This window comes from Paenibacillus sp. JT31N11, from assembly GCF_056269285.1.
In genome coordinates this window covers 334,724-356,420 of the sequence record NZ_JBWDNQ010000004.1, presented here as the reverse complement: position 1 = coordinate 356,420, position 21,697 = coordinate 334,724, and the positions used below count along the sequence as shown (strand labels likewise).

Here is a 21,697-nt window from a genome sequence, read left to right as displayed (position 1 = left end):
GATTCACCTTCCCTTTCCCCTGTCCAACGCTTCAGTGCCGCCTGCGCGACCTTGTTATGCCCGCAGCGGATTTTCGGCGGCGCTGCGGGCGCACGGTGCGCGTTCTGCGGGCGGCATGCCTGCGCCTTTTTGCAGCAGAGCTTCTTCTTCCCGGGAGCAGCTTTCTTCGCCGCCCTCTCCTGCGCCTTCCGGTTTTCCTTTTGCGGGTGAGAATCGATGCCTTTTTGCTGCTGCGGCCGATGGACATTCCATGCGGAAGTGCCGCAAGCATGGCATCCGGCACCTCTTTCACCTCTTCAAACCGGTAACCCTCCTGAAGGAAGGCCTCTTCCGAAGCAAAAGGCCGCAGGATGCCGTCCTCAAGCAAATAAACCGTTCCCGCCGTTCCCCTTACAACCTGTTTCTTCACCGGTGAAAACCCGGCGAGCAAGCCAATAAGCTTACGGATCCGCTCCCTGTACGCGGCTATGCCAAAAGCCGACACCGCCATTCTGGCGTTGCGCTCCCCGACGACCGCACGCTCCATTTCGTCGCCGAGCAGGCCGCTGACCTTCTGGAACAATCCGTCCACATTGCCGGTCTCCACAATATAGCGGCTATTGCCTGTGGCATTGGCGATTTCAGCCAATCCGCCGGAGCCGTACACCACAACCGGCTTGCCGAACACCATTCCTTCCAAAGCTGTCATTCCGAAGCCTTCCGGAGTCATGCTTGGCACAACAAGCACATCCATTGCGGGATAAATCGTTTCGATCTGCTCCTCGAAACGGATCCATCTGAAGCGGTCTATCACATTTTGTTCCCGGGCAAGGTTCAGACATTGCTCGAAATAATCGGTGTCCACCGGATTGCCGACAATCAGAAATACCGCCTTTTCGAAACGCTGCGCCACCGCCACCGCCATAAGCACAAAGTGCTCAAGTCCTTTGGCCGAGAAGATGGAAGACGAGATATAACCGACCAGCCTTTGATCATCTGCAATGCCAAGCTGCCTGCGGCGGTTCATTCGATGTCTCCGCCAGGTATCCTCGGCAAGCTCGGAATGCTGCCAGGAAGGCGGGATGAGTTTTGTTTTTGGCAGCATCTCGGCCGTACGCAGCGGAGCGAGCGCGGTCTCGGATATACCGACGATGCAATCGGAATACTGCCCGATTACGGCTGCGGCGGCAGGAGTATCCGGCGTCTGCCGCATCGCCTCCATAATCGTCCAGACCACAGGAATTCCCAGGAATTTGGCGGCCATTGCAGGAAGGGCGTGAACACATGTATTGGTCAGAACGATATCAGGCCGTTCGCGGTTGATAAGGCTGAACAGCTCCTGCCATGCCCCTCCCTGCTGTTCCATCCGGATATCCCCCTGAAAATGAGGAAGGGCCAAATAGAGCGAAACGACCAGCGGAACATCCTGGACTACCACCGGTATGCCAAGCGATCTGGCCTGCTGCGCAATGACCCCGTCTACCGGTACAACCAGCGTGCACGCGTAGCTCGGAAGCAGTTCGCGTATCATGAATATGAGGAGCTTCTCTGCTCCGGTCACATATTGCTGGCTGCAAATATGCGAGAAGATCAGCATTTTTGGTTTTGTATGTTTCACGCGCGATTGCCGTACCCGTTCCGCGGAACGAATACGTGTTCACCTCCTTCAACCCATCGAACCTTGGTTCTACAATATATTTAGGGGGCCTTTCAATCGGCACGACACTTAGACCCATTCCATACGCACAAATATGACCGTTTCCCCATCCGAATTTGTCCTTCATGAGCAAGCGGCCATCCGTTACGGCTTAGCGAAGCTTACAATGTTGTCAGGTCGCCGACAAATCCTTCAATTACCGGGGGAGGATCTGGGAACAGGATCCCCAGCATCATATCGAGGCGATGCACGTACGTATGCTCAGTCATTGTCCGATACATCCCGCGCATGGCGATTTCCCGGCGTTCATCCTCGTGGTGCAAATAATATTCAATCTTGTCCACCATCTCCTGCGGGGAAGAATAGGTCACAATGTCGACCCCCGGCGTATAGAAGGAACCCAGATCGCTTCGGATATCGGTAAGCTGCAGCGCAGCGCAGGCCGATATTTCGAAGGTCCGCGGATTGGGTGAAACGGCTGTCACTGCAGCGCTGTTGTTATTGAATGTCTCGTCATCATGCGCGCGGTGCATATTAATAACGATCTTCGCTCCGTTATAGGTGTCCGCTGTTTCGCCGGGACCCATCCAGCGTCCAAGCTCGATATGTTTGGACATGAGTTTAAAATCCTTCAATCTTTCCCACCAAATGCCGGAGATCAAGGTATCCTTGGTGGCCAAATACCGGGTAATCTGATCAAAAAAAGCAAGCCGGTTCACATAAGCCGAACCTACGAAGCAAATCTCATGACGTTGTGTGAGCTTCGGATTGCGCGGTCTGAATTCCGCCGGGTAAGCCCCAAGCGGCAAATAATACACGTGTGGGCAGCCGAGATTGCGGTACATCTCCACGCAGTTCAGCTCCAATGTAAATACTTCATCGAAATGGAGGGACAAGGGTCCGGTAATGTCGGTGTAATAAGGATCATCCGTGAACCAGATTGCCGTCCGGATGCCGGCACGGCGCATCTCATCCGCATGGTATACATTGAACTGCAGCCCATCCAGCACAATAACGAGATCAGGTCTCAGCTGCTTGGCGATATCGGATACCGGTTCTGTGGAATTGGTAACGGATAATTGGCCGACCATGGATCTTAAAGTATTCGCGATCGCTTCATCCAGCGGCGAGTACGGAAAGCCTTTGCCCGTTGCGACGAACAGGACATGAATAGGCCTTACCCCGATTACGCGTTCCGTCCGCTTTAATACCGACTCGCATTGTCCGAACCAATAGCCATGATCAAAGCCTTGCCTGAAGGCTCTCTCCCTGCGGGCTTTATCTTGAATCAGCAGGTTTTTCCTCCTGCGGACTTTATCTTGAATCAGCAAGCCTTTCCGGTCGTTTCTCCTTTTGCGAAAAGAAGCCGCCACCTGCTTCACTCCTCTCTCCACGCATATGCGCTTGTTGTATTTACCATTGCAGCGTCGCCGCAAGCTGCTGAATGCGCGAAACAAATGTGTGCTCCACAAGAGTCCTGCGCAGCCCCCGCAGCGCGACTTCACGCCGCTGGTCTTCATGGGTTAAATAATAGGCCAGCTTGGTGTGCAGCTCTTCCGGATTGGCAAATGTCTCAATTTCGCTGCCGGGGTTATAGTAACGCGGCAGATCCTCACGCATATCTGTCAGCTGCAGCGTCCCGCAAGCAGAAATTTCATAGGTGCGGGGGTTAATGGAACGCCCAGGCAGATTAAGCGAGTTTTTGTTGTCGGAGCCTGAAACGGTCGTGCGATGAAGGTTGATGACGATCTTGGCGCCGTTGTAGTAACGGATCGACTCCTCTACCGGCAGCCAGCCCATGCGAATAACATGCTTCAAACGGTCGTAGTTCTTGAGCCGGGACCACAGCCCGCCCGCAATGAACACGCGCTGTTTGCTCAAAAAAGGCGCGATGGCGTCGAAGGTCTCCACCCGGTTCCAGAAGGCCTGCCCGATAAAACAGATGTCGCTGCGGTATTTATCCTCGACCTGCTGCGGCTTGAACCACCCCGCATACACCGCCAGCGGCATATAATGGACGCTGGGACATCCCAGCTGCCGGTAGATTTCGACGGTACTGAGCTCATGGGTCAGCACAACATCGTATCGGGGAGCGATCAGAACCGTGTCCGCCGTCATGTAAGGATCGTCCGCGAACCAGATCAAGGTTCGTACCCCAAGCTCCCTGACGGCAGCGACCTGCTCCAGATGATCGTCCGGAAACACGTGCATGCCATTTAACACAAACATCCAATCCGGCCTCAGCAGAGCGGCCTGTTCCGCCATTCGCCCCGGTTCGGATACATGCAGCTCGCGGACGGTTAAGCTGAGCGCCTCGATAATTCCCTGGTCGATGGATTCGAAGCCTTGCGGTATATAGAGGACTCGCACATCATGCTTAATCGGGGAAGGCGGCTGAATATGGCTTGCAAGCGACTCACAGGCGCCATCCCTCAATCCCTGCCTGTAGCCGTCGGCGTAACCCTTATGGGCATGCCGGGACTTGACTTGTTTCTTCGTATACATGACGCACGCTCCTGCCTTGTTTCTGTGGGAACTACCATCATATATATGCGGCTGACCCGCAAGGCTCATGGTCACTTGTCCTCCGCCGCTGTAAAATTGGCGTATGACCTGCCAGACGTTAGCGGATAGATGATTACTCCAAGCAGAAAAAGGCGTTGTGACGGCGGCAAGTACCGTTCATAACACCTGATTGCAAACATAGTATAATTATGGAAGGCGAAACACATATTATAAGGGAATTTTCAATCTAGAGGAGGGTACGATTATTCATTTCTCTAAGAAGATAGTGGAGCCTATTCCCGAGGAACAAACGTCGATATGGACATGCACAAGCGAAGAATGCTCCTGTTGGATGAGAGATAATTTCTCATTCGGCGAAGAGCCGGCATGCCCCATCTGCAATTCCACCATGACCAGTGAAATCAGGTTGCTTCCCGTCCTCTCCAATGGGGCAAAAAAAGGATTTCAGTAATGGCGAATGTCAGGCTTCCTCAACCGGCTGAGCCATTTGAATGCGCTGGATGAAAGTCACGGCGGCAGCGGTGAGCGGCACATCCTTCAAGGTCGCAAGGCCGATTCCTCTTGGAGGAATCGGTTTTTTCAGCTGGATCTCATGAAGCTGGCCTGCGCGCAGCTCGCCGGTGATGAACGTTTTGACAACATATGCGATTCCAAGTCCCCTTCTGGCAAATTCCACTAACAAATCGACGCTCCCAAGCTCAATCTCCGGCTTGACCTGCCTCCCCTGCCGCTCCGCAAAGTGATCCAGGTAGCTCCTGGTTGCGCTCCCCTTCTCCAGCAGCATGAGCGGGTACTCCATCAACTCCTCCCAGGCCATCGGTCTTGCCGCTAAATGCCTGAACGCCTCTCCTGCTATAAAGCAGTCCTCGATCCGCATCAATTCACGGACGTCCACCGCCTTGTCCGACGCCGGCATGTTCACAATGCCCAGATCGATTTCCCCCTGCTTCAACAGTGTCATCGTCTCAGCCGTCGTCCGGTTGGTGACCTGAATTTTAATGGACGGGTACGCTTCATGGAAAGCCGCCAGATGCGGCAGCAGAACATGCTTGCACAGCGTATCTCCGGCCCCGATTTTGATTTCGCCTTCCGCAAGCTGATGCATACCGGCAATTCTCCGTTCGCCGTTCTGGATGAAATTGTAGGCCTGGGCGATATATTGGTACAATGCCTCTCCCTCAGCCGTCAGTTTAACGCCCCTCGAGGTCCGAAAGAAGAGCTGGCCGCCCAGCTGCGCTTCCAGCTGTTTGATCGTCTGGGTAACCGCCGGCTGGGTGATGAACAATTCTGCCGCCGCTTTGGACAAGCTGCCTGTCTTTGCCGTGAAATAAAACACTCGATACCATTCCAGATTTTGTATCATCCCATTATCCATCCTTATATCATATATTATTAATATTAATTTTATTAATAGTATAACTCAATTTACAATGGGGATAGAAAGCAAATCTCTATAGAAGGATGTGGGTATATGAGTGTTACAGCGGTGGTCGGAGCCAATTGGGGAGACGAAGGCAAGGGGAAAATGACCGATGCGATTGCGGCAGAAGCGCGCTATGTGGTCCGCTATCAGGGGGGCAGCAATGCAGGACATACCATTATTAACAAATACGGTAAATTCGCGCTGCGCATGCTCCCGTCCGGCGTGTTTTATGACACGGTCACCAATGTCATTGGTCCGGGTGCGGCGCTCAATATCTCCGATCTGTTCCGGGAGCTGGAGGCATTGACAGCAAGAGGCGTTCCGGAGCCCAACCTTCGTATTTCCGACCGTGCGCAGATTGTGCTTCCCTACCATAAACAACTCGACGAATTGGAAGAGCAGCGGCTGGGCGACCGTAAATTCGGGTCCACCCGGTCCGGCATTGCGCCGTTCTATGCGGATAAAGCGGCAAAGCTGGGCATCCAGACGGCGGATTTATTTCATCGCGGCAGGCTGATGGACAGACTGGAAGCTGCACTCATACCCAAAAATGTTCTTCTGGAGCATCTGTATCGGGAACCGCAGCTGAGTGCGGCGGATATGCTGGAGGATTTAATCAAGCTGGGGGAAAAGCTCCGTCCTTATGTATGCGACACGACAGAGCTGCTTCAGCGCGCAGTTTTCCAAGGAGAGACGATTGTCGCAGAGGGCCAGCTCGGAGCACTTCGCGATCCGGACCACGGCATTTATCCCTACTCCACATCATCCTCTACGTTAGCCGGCTATGCTTCAGTAGGCGCCGGTTTGCCGCCGCATGCGATAACGCGGATCGCAGCCGTCACGAAAGCTTATTCCAGCTCCGTAGGCGAAGGTCCTTTCACAGCGGAAATTGACGGTCCGATTGCCCATGAGCTGCGGCAGCGGGGCGGCGACGCGGGAGAGTACGGAGTCAACACCGGACGGCCCAGACGGATGGGATGGTTCGACGCGGTAGCGACCCGTTATGGCTGCATGCTGCAAGGGGCAACGGAAGCCGCGCTCACCAATCTGGATGTGCTCGGTTTCCTCGATGACATTCCGGTATGCGCTGCATACGAAATAGAGGGCACGCAGACAACCCGTTTCCCTGTGTCGGCAAGGCTTGAACAGGCAAAGCCTGTTCTTGAAACGCTGCCTGGCTGGAAATCGGATATCTCCTCCATTCGCGAGTTTGACCGGCTCCCCCTGCAGGCGCAGAATTACGTTCTTTACCTGGAGCGCTTGATTGGCGTACCGGTCCGCTATATATCCGTCGGCCCCCGCAGAGAACAGCTGATTGAACGCTAATCCTTGAGGATGGGGTCAATCGATGTTGTTCCATATGTCTCTATTGCGCTGCGAAGAACCTGGAAATAATCCCCATAATGCCTTCATGGGCCTGCCGGAATTGTTGATGCCGATGGCCATTCGCCCCCGAAGGGTGGGGAAATCCCCACAGGCATTGCCCTTCCTCAATCAGACCGCTGTTTACGAGAGAGCGGAACAGTTCTTCGACTGTCCGTCCCAAAGGAATAAACAGGGGCCGCTGCCGATTGAGCTGCATGATTTCCTCCACGATGAATTGGAGCGCATACGGCCGCAGGTATGCTGACGTCATGAGCGGAGGCTGATGCCCGGTATAGTTCCTGCCCTGTACGAACACAGGATACCGTAGCACCGAGGTGGTATGGAGGAGCTGACATCCCGGAGCAAACAGCGATTCGACATCGGGAAGCCCCACATAATGGTGAAGTCCAAGGTCTCTCAGCATTTGAAGCAGGTTCCTGCGCATGGAGCCCGCGAATCTGGCGGCCGCCTTCGCATGACTGAACGCCTCTTCCTCCGTCAATCCCTGCCCGAACGCCTGCTTCAATGTCCGGTAGGCAATCTCCATCTGCCGCCAGCCGGGAGTAATACCTGCAATAACAATGCCTGCCGATGGATTTATGAGTTCATTATGGGGCGCATAATAGATCTCGATATCCCCATGCCGGTCGAACAATAAACCTTCGATGAGCAAATCCTCTCGGCTGTAGCTGTTTTTCGGGGGAAGATCTTGTATGGCCTTCTTAAAACGCTTGTAATCCTCTGATTCTATCAAGGCTTCTATCCCTTTTCCTGAGTTCTCTATTTGATTATAGCAAAATTCAGCCTGTTAATCCCTTCAACAGCCTGTTTCCCGATACCCCGGCACGCAAAATCGCCCTGCCCTTGTTCAACAAGGTGCAGGGCCATTCTTCTTCAACCGCGAATCGGAAGCCATGTGCTTTAGTCTATGGCTGCTGCTCGTAGGCAAGCTGATGTCCATCCTCGAATCCTTTGGCAAATCCGGCGCTATAGCCCGCGTTATAGGACTGGTCGTAAGATGCGTTGAACGCTGTCTTACCTGCAGGAGCAGTCCTCCTGCGCGTCCTTCTGCGCTTAATTGTCTTTCCTGTTTGCCTGAGAGACTTTTTCTTTGGTTTGATAGCTGTTCCGCTTCGGGCAACAGACCGTTTCTTGAGCTTGCCGGCCATACCCTTACGCGGAGCCCGCCGCATTCCGGGCCCTGCCGCAGCCTGCCTCAGCTTATTCTTGCGTGCTGGTATGCTCACATCTTTCTCCTCCCGTTTCATGTCAGCCTAGCTTTGATCCGGATTGCCGGCTGCTCCTGGCAGCAGGCCTGCCCGCAGCCAAGGCCTGCCAGGTTTCCCCTGCTTCGGCCGCCGCAGCCGGACAAGGCCCACAGTCTCGGCAATGGACAGCTGCATGGCGGTAAGCGATCGCATATTTTCGGAAATGGACTTCGCCATTCCGGGAGAATACTCGGAAATACCCGCAACACTGTCCAATATACGGGCAATTGCCTGTTGACTGTTCGCAATGGAACGGATCAGCTCAAGCCGGGCCTCCCATTCTTTTTGAAGGAGACTCATCAGTCCCTGTCTCCAATATCGAAGCCCCCGCCAAATGCGCCGCCAAAACCGCCGCCGCTATCCTGATCGTGGCGCAGCGCGGCCTTCAAGACATTAGCCATGCCTTGATTCAGCTTCGTCAGACCGTCAATCACTTCGATAAGCTGCTCATGTACAAGCAAGGTTTCCTTCAACTGCTCTTCCTGCTCCGTAAATGCATCGGGCGTGACGTGATTGCACAGCCAGCTTCGCACCTTCTCCGCTTCGACCGCTTTTGCTTCAAGAATCATCGCCACATTCCACTGCATCTTGGCGGAGGCATCGAGCATTCGCGCATACGCCGTTTCACGACTCAAAGCCCGCACTCTCCTTTGGCTCCGCCCCTATTCCTCATCCTCGCCGCCCAGTTCCTTCATAACGGTTGTCAAGGTTGCAGCCATCGTTTCCTGAAGTTCGGCAATACTGTTTAAATAAGCAACAAGGTTCTTGCTCACTGATTGGGATTGCTCCATCAGCTCGCTCACTCCGCCGAAATTCGGATGCTGATCCGGCAGCGCGTGTACGATCTGTGCCATCCGCACCGCCACATGCCGCTCTGCCTCCATGACGCGCGCCATCTGCTCGTGGGAACGGGACATATGCTCAATCATTTCCGTTACAATATGCTGCATATTTCGCTGTCCCTCCACTCTCTACAGCATATGCTCATATTTCAAGCATGATACTGCCATGAATATCGCTCTTCAAAATGTATATCGTCACAAATATGGAGCTACCCTCGCCGGCGCAATGACAGGCAAGCCCTTCGTCAGCTGCTCAAGCTCATGGGCAGCCGGCAGCTGCTGCTGCGGCTTCAATGCCAGCCCCCATGCTTGCGCCGCTGCCAGACTGACCACCCTGCGCAAGGCTCTCTCATCCACCACATAAATCAATCCGTCCGCTGCCTTGAATGTCTGGCCGTCCGGGAACTGCTCTCCTGCATCAAAATGGCCATGCCAGCGGGCCTCCACCTCCTCCGCTGAAATTCCCTCGCCTATGGGCCAACGACGGAGATCCACCTGGGACAGCCGGGTAATCGGCACAGCAGGTTCGCCCGCGATCGGTCTGCGCACTCCCCGTTCGATCCAGTACAGCCTTTCGCTGACTCCGCGGGCAACGATCTGCTGTGGGAAAAAGGCTGTTTCACCCACTGGCTGCTGTGCCGCCAATCCTGTGCGTTCCCTATGAGGATCAAGCATTTCTCTCACTTGATGAACAAGATCATGGGGATTTCCCCACTTCTCCATATAGAACTGCATATTGTGATTATTGATTTTCGCCAAGTTCTCCCCAAGCCCCTTCATGCTGACACTGCCGTAATGATGAATGAAGGTATCGCGGGCGATTGCAAGCGATTGCCCCTGCAGACGAACGCGGATATTGTAGTCGTCGTCCTCGAAATTTCCGATCTCAAACCCTTCGTCCAGAAACCCGGTCCGCTCCCACAGCTCGCGGCGAAACAGCAGGCAGAATCCGGTCAAGCGGTCTGTGAACTGCCATTTTCCAGGATCGGAAATGTTATAATGCTGTGCGAAACGGGGCATGTCGTTAACATGCAAATAAGGCACCTCAATACGCTGGTCACCGCTTATATAATTGGTTACCGGACCGACCATACCGATTTTCGGATCGCTGTCGAGACACTTGAGCATGTTGCTCAACCAGCGCTCGGTAACAATCGTATCGTTGTTAAGGAGCAGCATCGTTGTCCCCTTCGCCATCATCATGCCGATATTAACGGCGCCGGCGAACCCCCGGTTCGACTCCAGAACCCGGTAACGGACCGCGCTGTCCGTTTTCCGCAGAAATTCCGCTGTTCCGTCGTCCGATGCATTGTCAACCACAATGATTTCATAAGGCAGATCGGTGTGCTCGCCAATACTCTCGATGCACTTCTTCAAATACTCCACTTGATTGTAGCTGGGAATTATAATGCTTGTTCCCTCGAACAGCGATTTGAAGCTATCGAGTCCCGAGCGCAAGCCTTGCTCGTATCCGGCTTTGTGACCTTCCGGATACCCGCGCAGACTGCGTTTGGCGGATCTTCTGCCCGCCCTCCGCCTGTACATCTGCGTATGCCGTCTCTTCCGAATCATCAGCCTACGTCACTCCCGTTTTTCAAAGCGTCACTTTCCCTTTGATGATGGCATCGGCCATGTGTCCAAAATCCAGCGCCACCTTGCCCTGCTCCGCTGCAATTCGCCAACATAGAACAACTGCCGGAATCCCTGCCGAAACCAGAGCAAGATCAAAAACGGCATGATGCGCCTCATCCATCACCCGGTCAATATCGGCAAACCCTTTAACCGGGCTGATCATGCCCGAAACCAGCAGTCCGTGACGGGTCAGCGTCTCCGCGAGTTCGGGTGCGGCGTTGCCAATAACAAGCAGTCTTTGCCCTGTCAGCAGACGGGTCAGCAGTCCGGCCTGATACAAGCCGTAATTAATCGTGGAATGGGTCATCCGCAATGCGCCGGGATCAATACCGTGCCCGCGCATAACCGGATAAAGCAGCGGCTGAAAATGTTTTCGCCGCGATAACGGGACGCCGACGATCTGCGCATGCCGGATAGCCTGGGCCAGCTGGTCGCGCGCGCCTATATCGGGCGGCTGAACGCCTGCGTAGGGGAGAAATTCCCCTTCCTGCTTGACAATCCTGGCGTTGTAAACCACGTCCTGCGACAGGGCCAGCAGTTCTCCGTCTCCAAGCCGTACAACCGCACAAGGCGAGTTCGACGCCAAAGCCTGCATCATCTGCTCGAATACCTCATGCACATCCATCAGCCGGTGGCACTGCGGTTTCAGCTGTTCGACCCCCAAGGCTATGACCTCCTGCAATGTGACATCCGGAAGGAGCATATTTTGCGGCACTGCATTCTCCAGCCACTTCTCTCCGCCATCATACTGGCCGCTTTCAAATCCTCTGTTATATGCCTGCTCGGCAGTCTCCGGGACGTCCTCCGGCGTATGCTTCCCGAATTGATCCTTCTGGCTGGGTAATCCCGCCGTTCTTCGATTCAGGCGTTTGGAACGGGTACGAATCCCCAATCTTGTCCGCTTCCTGGATGCAGGGCTTTTCTTGATGGCCCTGCCGCGAATGCGGGGACGGCCTGCTCCCGAGCCTGAAGCCGGCTGCTTTCCCGTTCTTGGGGCTTTCACCGGACGATGTACGCTCTCAGCCGCCGAAACCGGCACCCGGCGATCCTGACGGACCGGACCCGCTGTCTTGTTCAGGAGGGGCTTTCCTGCCCTGCCGCCACCGCTCATGGTACAGTTCCCATAAGCTTGATTGACGCTTCCTGCAGCGACTCGAAGGTTCCGGCATCGGTCCACCAGCCGTTCATCCGGCTATGCCGAAGCATGCCTTTGCTTGCATAAGCGTTGTTCACATCCGTGATTTCCAGCTCGCCCCGCTGAGAAGGCGCCTGCTCGTGGATTAATGTAAATACGGATGCATCAAATAAGTAAATGCCCGTCACGCAAAAGTCGGTTTGCGGCTGTTCCGGCTTTTCTTCGATTCGTTCAATCCTGCCTTTCGCATCAAAGACAGGGACACCGTAACGCTCCGGATCCGGAACCTGCTTGAGCAGCACCATCGCGCCTTCTGACTGCTTCGCGAAAGCCTCCAGATGGGGCTTCAGCGGCTCCTCGAACAGATTGTCGCCAAGCAGGACCAGGAATTTGTCTTCGCTGCCGACAAAAGGCTGAGCAAGCTCCAGCGCCTGGGCAATCCCGCCCGCCTGCTCCTGAATGCGATAGGTCAGGGATATCCCATAATCGCGTCCGCTGCCCAGGAAATCTGTAAACATTCCCGCCGCCTCGCGTCCTGTGACGAGCAGAATATCGGTTATGCCCGCTTCTCTCAATTTGATCAGGCTGTAGCATATCATCGGAAGCCTGCCAACCGGCAGCAAATGTTTATTCATCAGTTTGGTCAGCGGAAAAAGCCGCGTTCCCGTTCCGCCAGCCAAGATAACAGCTCTCAAAATTATGACCTCCTCAGGTTTTTCGTAAGAAAAACCGACATCGTAAGCATTCACTGGCGTTTTTGTAAGAAAACGCTGCTTCGTAAGCGTAAGAAAAACCGACATCGCAAGCATTCACAAGCTAGATAAATATGCCGGGATCGACCTGCCACTTGTCGATGAACCGCTGCCGATTTTGTTCGACAAGCCGCTGCAGCTCCATGCTGTCGCCCCGCTTGAAGCTTGCGCTGCCCTGGTGGTGAACAAACACATTCCGGCACATCAATAAGCTGTACCCGCTCATCCGGGCCCGGAAGCAATAGTCATCGTCCTCGTAATGGCCTGGCGAAAATCTCTCGTCCAGCTCGCCGATACGCTCGTAAAGCGTGCGCCCGAACAGCATGCAAAAGCCCACAAGCCGATGAACAGGCTGCACTTGCTCGCCTGACTGGGTCAGCACTTCCTTGGCGACGCGATGGAACTCGTTCATGGAGTGAAAAGGGTAATCCACCTGCTGCTTCCCGCTGGCATAATTCGTCACGGGACCAACGATGCCGATCTTCCCGTCGCTGTTAAGCGCCTGCAGCAAAGCTGCCAGCCAGCCGTGCGAAACGGTTACGTCATTGTTCAGCAGCATCAAGCAATCGCCGCGCGCAAAACGAAGCCCCTTATTGCAGGCCGCAGGGAAACCGGTATTGCGGGGTAAAGAAATAAAGGCGAGCTGCTCCTGGAGACACCACCCACTTGTACCGTCAGTTGAACCATTATCCACGACAATAATCTCATATGGAGTATCCTGCTGGCTGGTATAAGAACGGATGGACGCCACCGCCTGCTGGACCAGCTCAAGTCCGTTATAGGTCGGTATCACAATGCTCGTAAGCTTCATCAGCCTTCACCTCCAACCGCCCCGCGGCGTCTGGACCGGTCGGGATGAAGCAGCCGGTTCCCGTTCAGAGCCATAGCCGCCTTCAATGCGGCAAGATGCGCGTATGCGGCATGTTTATTCGCTGCGTGAAGACCATCAGCGCGTCTGTTCCCGCTGCCGGCCCCGCCCTTGCTTACATTGCGGCAGACTGCAATATTCAGGCGGTGATGGATTGCGGCTTGCTGGGCAACCGGCGGCAGCGCGAGCGATGCCTCCCCAACCAGTCTCAGCGCTTTTGCCGACCAGGCGCATGGCAGCTCCTGATTGGAATTGGCGAGCAAATCCGGACGGCCCAATGACAGGTTGATGAAAGCCTTCACGCGCGACAGCTCATCCCAATCCCGGAATAAACCCAGAGAATCGGATGTATCGCTGAGCGCAACATCGGCGCCGCTGTCCACTGCCGCAAGAAGAGGCGCCAGACGCTCAGCCGGTATCGGAACATGGCCGTCGCAGAACAGGATGGAATCCGTCCGCAGCAGCCTCGCGCCTATGGATCGCCCCATATCGCGTTCGAGCATCGTTCCTGCATGCACAATGGTGATGCCCGGCATTTGGCTGAGCGTGTGATAGTCGCCTCCAGCCGCATCCTCAAGCACAACAATGATTTCCTGCAGCGGCAAACGCATCAGCTCCTGCAGCGATGCAGGCTCGGCTGCCATCCCTCTTCCGGCAAGGACGACTGCAGCAGCTGAGCCCTGCAGCGGTACGGGCAGCCAGTTCTGCCTGTTTAAACGGAGCCCATCCAGATATCCATCCGCATACGTTTTTCCCTGCAGCAGCAGGCTTTTGCTCAAGCTGCCATTCAGCCGGTGTCTGCGCGACCAGCTCTCGTTCAGTCTTAGCCTCAGCTCATCGGATTGCGGGATGGCTCCTGCTTCCCGCAGCAAAGCAGCATCGCGCAAGCCAGCGTTATAGGAGGTTCCTTGATTGGCTGAGGATCGTTTTAATGGCTTTGCGCCGCGTGTGCGTCTCCTTCCTCCCGGGGATGAACGGGTACGAATCTTCCGAAAGGAGGGCTTGCGTTTGATTCCGGCTGCTGCCGGTTTCGCCTTTCGCATATACTCACCTTGCCTTCTCCCGATTTTGCTGCCAAAGCGTGAAGCCGCCAAGGCTGTCCGTCTGCCGCATCAGCCAATCAATAGCCTCCAGATGATCGCCGACAATCAGATGCTCAAGCGGATTGAGTCTTTCCCGTCGCGTACGTTGCAGATTCAGTTTCCCCACGTTAACAGGATGTACGGCGCGGACGTTAAGCCCAAGCTGCACCGCTTTGGCATGCGCTAATGGGGGGACTGACAGCGCATCTGCACCAATCACTTCAAGAGCATGCCGGCTTATCGCATGAGGCACCGCTGTCATCGAGGTTCCTCTCAGCTCCGGTCTTCCCAGCAGGGAATTAAGCGCATGTTTGGCAAGAACAACGCTGTGGACGACCTGTTTGCGGATTGGGCCGGAATAATCGTTGAGCGCCACGTCAACGCCTCCATCCAGAACTGCGTGAATGTACGGCTTGAGCGCCGCACTGCTAATGACCATATCCCCGTCGATAAAGAGCAGCACCCGCCCCTTAGCGGCAGATGCTCCTACACCGCGTCCTACATCATGGCCCAGCGGTTCAGAAAATTCGATCACATGGGCTCCATTACGCCGGGCAATTGCGGCGGAACCATCCGTCGATCCATTCGCAACCACAATAATCTCTGCTTGGGGATGAGTTCGTTTTGCCTCCTGAATCACACGGGCAATTGAGCGGCGTTCATTCATGACCGGAATAATAACGGAGACGACCGGCTCCGCCCCGGCAGCCGCGCGGGTAACAATTGGATGGGCGCTGCCTTCAATCTGTGTAAATGGTTCTATACTTTTCGGATGGCGATCCACAGGCTTAAAGGCTGCCCGGCTGCGCTGCAAGCTTCGGCTGCGTCTGGACAATCCTGCGGGACGCGGCCGAAACTTCGTTGTCCTGCTCTTGCTCTGAATCTTACCGCTTCCGGCGGAACCTGACGCTCTGCGCTTGGCGGCAATCCTGACCGCGCCGGACCCGGACGGCTGCTTCCCCCTGGCTGGCGCAATGCCTGTGGCGGGACGCCTTCCCGCGACCTTTGCCTTTACCTTCACCTTTACCTTGCGTGCGGGACGGGAAGCCGGCGTTCCTGCATTCCTATTGCGGCTGGAATGCAAGTAGACCCGCTTCGATTGAACGGTATCGATTTCCATGGGCAGACCCATTGCCGGCGATATTAATCGGGAACCCGGGTTCTTCCCTGAAGGGTGATTGCCGATATTCACAGCTGCGCGGTATTGCATGTCTTTGCTAACCCAAAAAGGATTCCTGATTCTGATCACCTCTTCGTCAATTGCGCTTTGCTCGTGTATGCAAGACAAAGACAGTCCTTTTACAACTTATTGTATGGACACGTAAGGTCAAGAGGCACGGCTGTTGTACGTGAGACAGCGGCCTTTCAGGTCTGATTTGGAGAAAGCCGGACAAGTTCTCAACCGCAGCCGGCATGGAAAAGTCCGACACCCGTTTATTTGTAAGTGTCGGACTTCTTTAATCGAAAATTTTATATCTTTGACACGGTAAGAAGGAGCATCATAATCGGATAGCCGCGATCCTGGCATCGGATATTGGAACTATTTGCTGCCTATGGCAATCCAATTGATGAATCCGACGGGCTCGGGGGAGATTCGCGTGCGCACGACAGTCAGTTCTGCGCTGTCAGCCGTTTTTGATTTTATTGTCGCATAACAGGACAGCTGATCGGCCGTAGCAACAAGAACGTAGACATCGCTTGCGAACGGTTGGTCGAATGTAACGGTCAGCTCCAGCTGCTCGCCATGCCCTGCAAAATCGTAAGGAATCAATCCGAATTGCTGACAGATTGCCGGACTGACCTGCTCGGCTGGAAGCTGTTCGGAGGCTGAGGGATTCACATCCGGGATCAGCGATGCCAACACATCCGGAGCGAAATGCTTCACAGTAAGCGTGCCTGGCGCGATTTTATCCCCTGTCACGGCCTCGTCGCACAGCAGATCGCTTTCAATGGAGCCGGCAATAATATTTGCCGTTGTAATGGATCCAGGCGCGATTTTACCCAGTGTTACGGCTCCTGCTTGCAGCTGCTCCTGACCGACCGCTTCAGCCGCCAGCTTCTCGCTTGTAACTGCTCCTGCTGCCAGTGCTTCCGTAGTGACAGCCCCGGGAGCTAGCTTCTCGTTCGTCACCGATCCCGCTGCCAGCTTTGTCGCGGTAACTGCGCCTTCCGCGAGCTTCGCTTCCGTCACCGCGCCTGCTTGCAGTTGCTCCTGACCGACCGCTTCAGCCGCCAGCTTCTCGCTTGTAACTGCTCCTGCTGCCAGTGCTTCCGTAATAACAGCCTCGGGAGCCAGCTTCTCGTTCGTCACCGATCCCTCTGCCAGCTTTGTCGCGGTAACTGCGCCTTCCGCGAGCTTCGCTTCCGTCACCGCGCCTGCTTGCAGCTGTTCCTGACCGACCGCTTCAACCGCCAGCTTCGCATTTGTGACTGCTCCTGCTGCCAGTGCTTCCGTAATGACAGCCTCGGGAGCTAGCTTCTTGTTCGTCACTGACCCCGCTGCCAGCTTTGTCACGGTAACTGCGCCTTCCGCGAGCTTCGCTTCCGTCACCGCGCCTGCTTGCAGCTGTTCCTGACCAACCGCTTCAGCTGCCAGCTTCGCATTTGTGACTGCTCCTGCTGCCAGTGCTTCCGTAATGACAGCCTCGGGAGCCAGCTTCTCGTTCGTCACCGACCCCGCTGCCAGCTTTGTCGCCGTAACTGCGCCTTCCGCGAGCTTCGCTTCCGTCACCGCGCCTGCTTGCAGCTGTTCCTGACCAACCGCTTCAGCCGCCAGCTTCGCGTTTGTGACTGCTCCTGCTGCCAATGCTTCCGTAATGACAGCCTCGGGAGCCAGCTTCTCGTTCGTCACCGATCCCGCTGCCAGCTTTGTCGCGGTAACTGCGCCTTCCGCGAGCTTCCCTTCCGTCACCGCGCCGTCTCTCAAAACATCGGTGCCCACTGCCTTTGCCGCCAGCTTCACGCCCGTCACTGCGCCGTCTATCAGCTTGTCGGAGCCCACTGCCTTTGCGGCCAGCTTCGCTCCCGTCACCGCGCCGTCTATCAGCGCATCGGAGCCCACTGCCTTTGCGGCCAGCTTCGCTCCCGTCACCGCACCGTCTATCAGCTTGTCGGTGCCTACTGCCTTCGCGGCCAGCTTCGCTTCAGTCACCGCACCGTCCACCAGCGCTTCGATGCCCACTGCCTTTGCGGCCAGCTTCGCTCCCGTCACCACACCATCTGTCAGCGCTTCGGTGCCAATTGCTCCTGCTGCCAGCTTCGCTCCCGTCACCGCACCATCTGTCAGCGCTTCGGTGCCAATTGCTCCTGCTGCCAGTTTTGCTCCCGTCACCGCGCCATCTATCAGCGCTTCGGTGCCTACTGCTTTTGCAGCCAGCTTCACTTCGGTCACCGCACCATCCACCAGCGAATAGGTACCCACTGCTTCTGCTGCCAGCTTTGCTCCCGTCACCGAACCATCCACCAGCGAATAGGTACCGACTACTTCTGCTGCCAGCTTCGCTTCGGTCACCGCACCATCTACCAGCGCATCAGTGCCCACTGCTCCTGCTGCCAGCTTAGCTCCTGTCACTGCGCCATCTATCAGCGCTTCGGTGCCTACTGCCTTCACTGCCAGCTTCGCTTCGGTCACCGCACCATCCACCAGCGTATCAGTGCGCACTGCTTCTGCTGCCAGCTTCACTCCCGTCACCGCACCATCCACAAGCGCTTCGGTGCTTACTGCTCCTGCTGCCAGCTTCACTCCCGTCACCGCGCCATCAATCAGCGCTTCGGTGCCTACTGCTCCTGCTGCCAGCTTCACTCCCGTCACCGCACCGTCTATCAGCGCTTCGGTGCCTACTGCCTTCACTGCCAGCTTCGCTTCGGTCACCGCACCATCCACCAGCGCTTCGGTGCCTACTGCTCCTGCTGCCAGCTTCACTCCCGTCACCGCGCCATCAATCAGCGCTTCGGCGCTCACTGCTCCTGCTGCCAGCTTTGCTTCCGTCACCGCGCCATCCACCAGCGTATCGGTGCCTACTGCTCCTGCTGCCAGCTTAGCTCCTGTCACTGCGCCATCTATCAGCGCTTCGGTGCCCACTGCTCCTGCTGCCAGCTTTGCTTCCGTCACCGCGCCATTTATCAGCGCTTCGGTGCCCACTGCTTCTGCTGCCAGCTTCACTCCCGTCACCGCGCCGTCTTTCAATGCTTCTCTGCCGACAGCTTCAGCCGTCAAATGCTCCGCTGCAATGCTGTCCTTCTCCAGATGAGCGGAGCCGATCGTCCCAAGCTTGATTTTACTGCCTGGCAGAATGCCATCAGGCGCCTTTTCGAAGGATAACAGCTCCGTAGACAGATGACTTTGCGTGATGGACCCTTTCCGCAGATGATAGCCCTGAATGGACTCTGCCTTCAAATGCTTGCCGGCAATGCTCTCCAACTGGATATGCTCACTATTGACCGATACAAGAGCCAGTTTATCCGCGCTTACCGCTCCATCAGCCAGCTGATCCATTCCTACGGCTTGAGGAGCCAGATGCTGCTGCTTGATGCTGCCTTTCTTCAGATGCGTGCTTCCGATAAGCGAACCCGCCAGGTGAACGGATTCAATAGCGCCTTTCCCCACATGTCGGCTGAGCACCGCCCCATCCTTCAAAGCCTGTGAACCGACAACGCCGTCCTGCAAATGATGGCTACCGATACTACCTGCGGCCAGCTTCTCCTCCGTCACCGCATCTTTGCCAAGATGACGCTCACGAACACTCTCGTTGCCCAGATGAACGCCAAGCACGGACTCCTCAGCCAAATGCCTGCTTCTTATCGCTTCGTTGGACAGATGATCGCTTTCAACCGCCCCGGCAGCCAGTTTTTTACCGGTTACTGCGCCTTCAGCAAGCGTATCGCTGGCAATAATGGCTTTTCCCAGATGAAAATCCTGCACGGCCCCCGTGCTGATATGCTCGGCTCCGATAAGCCCCGGGACGAGATGGGCGCTGCCGATGGATTGCAGGGTAATCTTCTCACCGGTCAATGCATGCGGCGCCAGCTTTGCTGCGGTGACGCTGTTGTCCCCGAGCTTCGCCGATGTCACTGCCCCATCCGTCAGTTTATCCGTCGAAACACTCTCGGGAGAAAGCTTGAGCGCGTTCACCACGTGATCGGCCAGATGATGCGAGAATACGGACCCGGCGGCAAGATGCTTACCCGACACCGATCCGCTGGCAAGCTTCGTTGAAATGACCGCGCCATCCCGCAGAGCTTCAGCGGCAACCGATTGCTCCGACATATGCTCCGCCCGTATTAATCCGGGCTGCAGATGAGCCGAGCCAACCGCCCCTGCCGAAATCGCTTCTTCCGATACAGAGCTCTGCGACATATGATGAGCGCGGACAGCCTCCGGCGCGATCTTGTCGAAGCTGACCGACTCATCGTTCAGATGCCGGGTATCCACCGCCAGATCGGCAATTTTCCCGCCGCTGACACTGGCTGCGGCCAGCTTGCTCCCGCTTACCGAGCCGGCAGCCAGATGCTCTCCGCTTACCGCCTCATTGCTGATATGGCTATGCTGAACGGCCTTGGCCGCCAGCTTCTGCTTCGTTACCGAGCCATCCGCCAAGTGAGCCGAGGCCACACTTCCCTCAATAAGCTGCTTGCCTCCAACCGTATTGGCTGACAGATGATGCTCCTCAATACTGCCCGTTGCGATTTTATCCGAGCTGACACTTGAGCGCCCGAGATGACGGCTATGAACGGCATCATCCGATAATTTGGGGGCTGTAATGCTTTGATCGGCGAGCTTGGATGCAGTTATCGCATGATCGACCAGCTTTATAGTGGAAATGGACATATCGGCAATTTTCGGAGACGTTACCGCCAAATCAGCAATATGCTGTGAACCGACCTCATTATCCCCGATGTGGACGGCGCTTACTGCGCCTTCCTGCAACTGGAGCGGTCCCACCGCTCCTGGCGCGATTGCCTGCTCGGTTACGGCTCCTTGCCCCAGTTGTTTGGATTCCACCGCGCCTTCGGCTATGTGGTTTGCGTCGATTTCTCCCGGGGCCAGATGCTTTCCCAGCAGTACACCTGCCGCTACATGCTCAGCGAGCAGCAGACCAGGCTTGAGATGCACCGATTCAACGGCGCCCAACGCGATTTTCTCACTCGTAACCGCCTGGTCGCGAAGCTTGGATCTGGTAACGGACCCATCGGCTATTTTGGATGTATGAATGGCATCGTTCGCTATGCTCTCCGTCCGGATGGCTCCGCTTCTAAGCTTGCTTGACGTTACGGATTGATCATCCAGTAGCTCGGTTGTGATGACGAACGGCTTCAGATGCTTGGCCTCGATGGATCCTTCCGCCAGCTTGTCGGCACTGATTGTCCGGTCCCCCAGTTTTACAGAGGTTACGCTGCCGTCACGTAATTTTTCACCGGTGATGGAACGATCCCGTATTTTGGAGCCGGATATGGCATTGCGTGTGAGATGATCGCTCAAGATGGATTCCGGAGCGATCTTGGAGCCTATAATCGCCCCATCGGCGATTTTAATGCTTTCCACGGCAAAATCTGCAATTGATTGCGTATGAACAGCGCCCGATTTTATCCGGGTTGCTTCAACTGCTCCTGGTGCAAGCTTATCCGTGGTGATTGCCTCATCGGCCAGATCGTCGGTAAAGATGAAGGGAGTAGAGGAATCCGGAAGCCGCTTCTCTTCCACCCGCTCCTCTTTGCTGAGTATACCGGCCAGGCTGGCCTGCTCAGCCTCCTCGGCCGCGGTGACCTCTGCGTCTTTGGCTTTGTCTGCCTCTTGGGGAGCCGGTCCCGGGATATCCGCCACCGCTGCCGGTGCCGGCGGGATCCCTGTATCGGCTGCCTGCTGCTCCTGCTCTACGGCAATTCCCGGTTCAGGAGCCGGCTCCAGGACGGGTCGCTGCTCCTCTGCTGCGATTTCAATTGTTCCAGCCGGTACCGGACCTTCTGCCGTCCCGGCTTCCAGTTCCTCCACAGCCATAGCATTGACCTTAACAATTTTCTTCTCTGGCTCCTCCGGCGTACGCGGCTTGTTTTTCCTCAATTTTTCGATCCATTTCAATTCCGAAGTGTTCGGATTATCAACATAAAATAACGGTTTTCGTCCCTTCGGACTCTTTCCCTTGCTGTTCTTAGCCATAGCCCTCTCCTTCTT

Annotated in this window: 18 protein-coding genes; 2 read left to right on the top strand and 16 right to left on the bottom strand. The window is 55.8% G+C overall.

The features are described 5' to 3' along the window. Positions 1–31: 31 nt before the first annotated feature. The 3 genes from AC0YNV_RS17430 to AC0YNV_RS17420 form a co-directional block, all read right to left on the bottom strand. Complete coding sequence (locus AC0YNV_RS17430; RefSeq protein ID WP_475769174.1) at positions 32–1,597, bottom strand: glycosyltransferase family 4 protein; 1,566 nt, start codon at positions 1,595–1,597, stop codon at positions 32–34. Positions 1,598–1,797: 200 nt separating this feature from the next. Then, the gene (locus AC0YNV_RS17425) at positions 1,798–3,009 is read right to left on the bottom strand and encodes a CgeB family protein (RefSeq protein ID WP_475769173.1); all 1,212 of its coding nucleotides are present in this window, start codon (positions 3,007–3,009) and stop codon (positions 1,798–1,800) included. A gap of 40 nt (positions 3,010–3,049) precedes the next feature. After that, positions 3,050–4,141 (bottom strand): CgeB family protein, encoded by a 1,092-nt coding sequence (locus AC0YNV_RS17420; protein WP_475769172.1) that lies wholly within the window; start codon positions 4,139–4,141, stop codon positions 3,050–3,052. Positions 4,142–4,379: 238 nt separating this feature from the next. Between AC0YNV_RS17420 and AC0YNV_RS17415 the strand changes: the two genes are divergently transcribed. Then, entirely contained in the window at positions 4,380–4,613 is a 234-nt protein-coding gene (locus AC0YNV_RS17415; RefSeq protein WP_475769364.1) for a cold-shock protein, read from the top strand. Positions 4,614–4,622: 9 nt separating this feature from the next. Here AC0YNV_RS17415 and AC0YNV_RS17410 read toward each other — a convergent pair whose 3' ends face one another. After that, positions 4,623–5,525: a LysR family transcriptional regulator gene (locus AC0YNV_RS17410; RefSeq protein WP_475769171.1), complete on the bottom strand. Its 903-nt coding sequence runs from the start codon at positions 5,523–5,525 to the stop codon at positions 4,623–4,625. Positions 5,526–5,633: 108 nt separating this feature from the next. Here AC0YNV_RS17410 and AC0YNV_RS17405 point away from each other — a divergent pair, with 108 nt between their 5' ends. Then, on the top strand, positions 5,634–6,911 hold the full coding sequence (locus AC0YNV_RS17405) for an adenylosuccinate synthase (RefSeq protein ID WP_475769170.1): 1,278 nt from the start codon (positions 5,634–5,636) through the stop codon (positions 6,909–6,911). 40 nt (positions 6,912–6,951) lie between these two features. Here the strand turns inward: AC0YNV_RS17405 and AC0YNV_RS17400 are convergent, their stop codons facing one another. From AC0YNV_RS17400 to AC0YNV_RS17345, 12 genes are all read right to left on the bottom strand, one after another. Beyond that, positions 6,952–7,704, bottom strand: coding sequence for a hypothetical protein (locus AC0YNV_RS17400; protein ID WP_475769169.1), 753 nt, complete (start codon positions 7,702–7,704; stop codon positions 6,952–6,954). A 172-nt stretch (positions 7,705–7,876) separates the two neighbouring features. Further along, positions 7,877–8,197 (bottom strand): hypothetical protein, encoded by a 321-nt coding sequence (locus AC0YNV_RS17395; RefSeq protein WP_475769168.1) that lies wholly within the window; start codon positions 8,195–8,197, stop codon positions 7,877–7,879. A 27-nt stretch (positions 8,198–8,224) separates the two neighbouring features. Then, positions 8,225–8,518, bottom strand: a complete 294-nt coding sequence (locus tag AC0YNV_RS17390) for a hypothetical protein (RefSeq protein ID WP_475769167.1) — start codon at positions 8,516–8,518, stop codon at positions 8,225–8,227. Beyond that, entirely contained in the window at positions 8,518–8,853 is a 336-nt protein-coding gene (locus AC0YNV_RS17385) for an alpha-helical endospore appendage domain-containing protein (RefSeq protein WP_210037226.1), read from the bottom strand. The genes AC0YNV_RS17390 and AC0YNV_RS17385 overlap by 1 nt, the downstream gene beginning before the upstream one ends. A 27-nt stretch (positions 8,854–8,880) precedes the next feature. Continuing rightward, on the bottom strand, positions 8,881–9,168 hold the full coding sequence (locus AC0YNV_RS17380; RefSeq protein WP_210037225.1) for a nucleoside-diphosphate sugar epimerase: 288 nt from the start codon (positions 9,166–9,168) through the stop codon (positions 8,881–8,883). Between the two features lie 87 nt (positions 9,169–9,255). Continuing rightward, on the bottom strand, positions 9,256–10,632 hold the full coding sequence (locus tag AC0YNV_RS17375) for a glycosyltransferase family 2 protein (protein ID WP_475769166.1): 1,377 nt from the start codon (positions 10,630–10,632) through the stop codon (positions 9,256–9,258). A gap of 22 nt (positions 10,633–10,654) precedes the next feature. Then, complete coding sequence (locus AC0YNV_RS17370; RefSeq protein WP_475769165.1) at positions 10,655–11,803, bottom strand: GT-D fold domain-containing protein; 1,149 nt, start codon at positions 11,801–11,803, stop codon at positions 10,655–10,657. After that, positions 11,800–12,522 (bottom strand): sugar phosphate nucleotidyltransferase, encoded by a 723-nt coding sequence (locus AC0YNV_RS17365; RefSeq protein WP_210037222.1) that lies wholly within the window; start codon positions 12,520–12,522, stop codon positions 11,800–11,802. Before AC0YNV_RS17365 ends, AC0YNV_RS17370 begins: the two co-directional genes overlap by 4 nt. Before the next feature lie 121 nt (positions 12,523–12,643). Continuing rightward, positions 12,644–13,390 (bottom strand): glycosyltransferase family 2 protein, encoded by a 747-nt coding sequence (locus AC0YNV_RS17360; protein WP_475769164.1) that lies wholly within the window; start codon positions 13,388–13,390, stop codon positions 12,644–12,646. Continuing rightward, entirely contained in the window at positions 13,390–14,490 is a 1,101-nt protein-coding gene (locus AC0YNV_RS17355; RefSeq protein ID WP_475769163.1) for a hypothetical protein, read from the bottom strand. Before AC0YNV_RS17355 ends, AC0YNV_RS17360 begins: the two co-directional genes overlap by 1 nt. A gap of 4 nt (positions 14,491–14,494) precedes the next feature. Next, positions 14,495–15,739, bottom strand: coding sequence for a glycosyltransferase family 2 protein (locus tag AC0YNV_RS17350; RefSeq protein ID WP_475769162.1), 1,245 nt, complete (start codon positions 15,737–15,739; stop codon positions 14,495–14,497). A 330-nt stretch (positions 15,740–16,069) separates the two neighbouring features. Continuing rightward, positions 16,070–21,682 (bottom strand): WIAG-tail domain, encoded by a 5,613-nt coding sequence (locus AC0YNV_RS17345; protein WP_475769161.1) that lies wholly within the window; start codon positions 21,680–21,682, stop codon positions 16,070–16,072. Positions 21,683–21,697: the final 15 nt, after the last annotated feature.